At 72.3% G+C, this 2354-nt stretch carries 2 protein-coding genes; both read right to left on the bottom strand.

Annotated elements, in window-relative coordinates; translation table 11 throughout:
• Window positions 1–98 precede the first annotated feature (98 nt).
• A complete protein-coding gene (locus tag ACFRQN_RS40560; RefSeq protein ID WP_117490466.1) occupies window positions 99–1769 on the bottom strand; it encodes a trypsin-like serine protease in 1671 nt (556 codons plus the stop codon).
• Between the two features lie 40 nt (window positions 1770–1809).
• Complete coding sequence (locus tag ACFRQN_RS40555) at window positions 1810–2328, bottom strand: hypothetical protein (protein ID WP_380716886.1); 519 nt, start codon at window positions 2326–2328, stop codon at window positions 1810–1812.
• Between the last annotated feature and the right edge of the window lie 26 nt (window positions 2329–2354).

The following is a 2354-nucleotide window of genomic DNA, read 5'->3' as shown; positions in this document are numbered from 1 at the left end:
CGCCGGCGCTCCCCGCCCGGCCGGGGTTTCCCGGCCGGGCGCTTCGCATACTCCTGAGCAGGTGTGCCCCGCCGGCCTGCCGACCGACAGGCCTGGGGTCAGAGGGAGCTGGTGATCACGGTGCCGGTGTGGTTGCCGGGGATGGCGGTGAGGTCGAGGCTCTCGGGGGCGGTCCAGTTGCCGTCGGCGTGACGGTTGGTCAGCAGGATCTTGTTGTCGTTGGTGGTGACGGCGAAGACGGCGTCGGTGTCGACGGTGGCGGCGCTGATGCCGGTGCCGGTGACGTTCCCGAGGACGCTTCCGAGGGAGTTGACCGGCTGCCAGCTGCCGCTGGCGTGGCGCAGGGTGTGGTACTGGCCGTCGCTGGCGATCACGGCGAGGTTGAGGTCGTCGCCCTGGCGGGTGACGGCGACGGCGCTCACGGGCGCGGTGGCGCCGGCGGCCTCGGCGACCGACCCCCACGGGGACCAGCTCCCGGCGGCGTTGCGGCGGGTGTGGTAGACCTTCCCGCCCGACACGGCGGCGATGTGCAACTCCCCTCCGGCGGCCCCACCGGCGGAGATGGAGGTGATCCCGTTGAGCGGACCGGTGACCTCGGTGACCACCTTGAACGAGCTCCACTGGCCGTTGCCGGACCGCATGCTGTGGAACAGGATGCCGTCCGCGACGACCACGACGTGCAGGTCGTTGCCGACCGGCGCGATGGTGACCTGGGTGATGTTGCCGAGGTCGGCGACCGTGGTGTTGATGTCGACGAACTTCTGGCCCCAGCCGCCGTCCAGGTTGTGCACGGCGTGGTGCAGGTGCCCGTCACCACCGAGCGCGATGACGTGGGTGTCACCGTTGATACCCGCCGAGGAGACCGCCCGCACACCGCCGATGTTCCCCGCCGCCGCCTGAACATCCTCGTACGGCGTCCACGAACCGTCGTACAGACGCGACGCCAGATACAGGTTGGCGTCGCTGCGCACCAGGGCCTGGGTCTTCCAACCGATGGCCTTCGCCCGCACCTGCTGCACCCAGCCGGCGATGTTGTCGACACGGGAGTTGAAGGCGCCGGTGCGGGTCTCGGTGGCGGGCACGCCCAGGCAGCCACCCTGCCAGGAACGGGAGGCCACCGCGACCAGTTCGGCCTTGCCGTTGACCTCGCGGACCACGGGGGCGCCGGTGTCGCCCTTGCAGACCGCCGCACCGCCCGTACCGGTGGTGCCGATCCCGGTCGCGCTCACCGTGTCCAGCGAGAACGCACCGCTGTGCAGCTTCAGCGGCGCCCACTCGTCCTTGGTACGCCCGTACCCGGGCACCCGCAGGGTCTGCCCGGCGGCGGGCGCGGCGGTGGCGACCCGCAGCGGGGCTATGCCGTCCACCGGCGTGGCCAGACGCGCCATCACCAGGTCACGGTCGGCACGCGGCACCAGCTCGGAGATCTCGGCGGTCTTTCCGGCACCGGTCGTCAGATCGGTGCGGCCGATGGTCGCGGTGGTCTTCCACTTCGGCGCACCCGCCGCCAGCGCCTGCGGCTGCGCCGGGTCGTCGGAGAAGCAGGAGGCGGCGGTGAGCACCCAGCTGCGGTCGACCAGCGTGCCGGTGCAGGCCCGCAGGTTGTCGCCGATCGTCAGGAGCGCGGTGTAGGCGTAGGTGCCGTTGGCGGCCGCGTCGCCGACCACGGCGCCGGCCGGGGGCGTGGCGAGGGTGGTCAGGGCGCCGGCGGCGAGGACGGTGGCCAGGGCGCCCGCCCGCAGGTTGCGGGGCGAGGAGTTGCGAGACATGTGCGTTCCCGGATGTGAGAGGTGGATGAGTGGGTGGCTGTCAGCCGGTGACGGTCAGTTCGACGAGGCTGGTCGAGGCGCCGTTGTTGCCTTCGCCGACCGATTTGAAGCCGTCCTTGGGGACGTCGAGGGTCTGCTGGGTGGTGCCGGTGGTGAGGCCGGCCCGGACCGCGCGGCCGCCGGCGGTCTGGATCGCGAAGACCTCGGGCAGTTGGAGGGAGAGCGACCCGGTGGTGCCGGAGACGGTGAAGCAGATCTGGTTGTCCGGGTTGCCCGGGGCCAGGGTCCAGACCTGGATCTGGGTGGGCTTGGCGCAGTCGCCGAGCAGGATGTGGCCGTCGCCGCGCAGCAGCTTCACCTTGGTGATCGCTGCGGCGCCCGGGTAGGCGAAGTCCTCGACCGCGGGCGGTGCGGCGGAGTTGTCGGCGGGGGTGGTGTCGGCGGCGGCGATCGCGGTGGCGCCGACGAGCGCCGTGGCGGTCACGGCGGAGGCGGCCAGCCACCGGCCCGCGGTGGCGCGGCCGGTCCTCCTGGTGTCGCGGAGGGGGGTGTGGGTCACCTGGGGCTCCATCGAGAGGTGAGCGA

This window comes from Kitasatospora sp. NPDC056800 (assembly GCF_042789775.1).
Classification (GTDB): domain Bacteria; phylum Actinomycetota; class Actinomycetes; order Streptomycetales; family Streptomycetaceae; genus Kitasatospora.
This window is presented reverse-complemented; position numbering and strand designations above follow the sequence as displayed.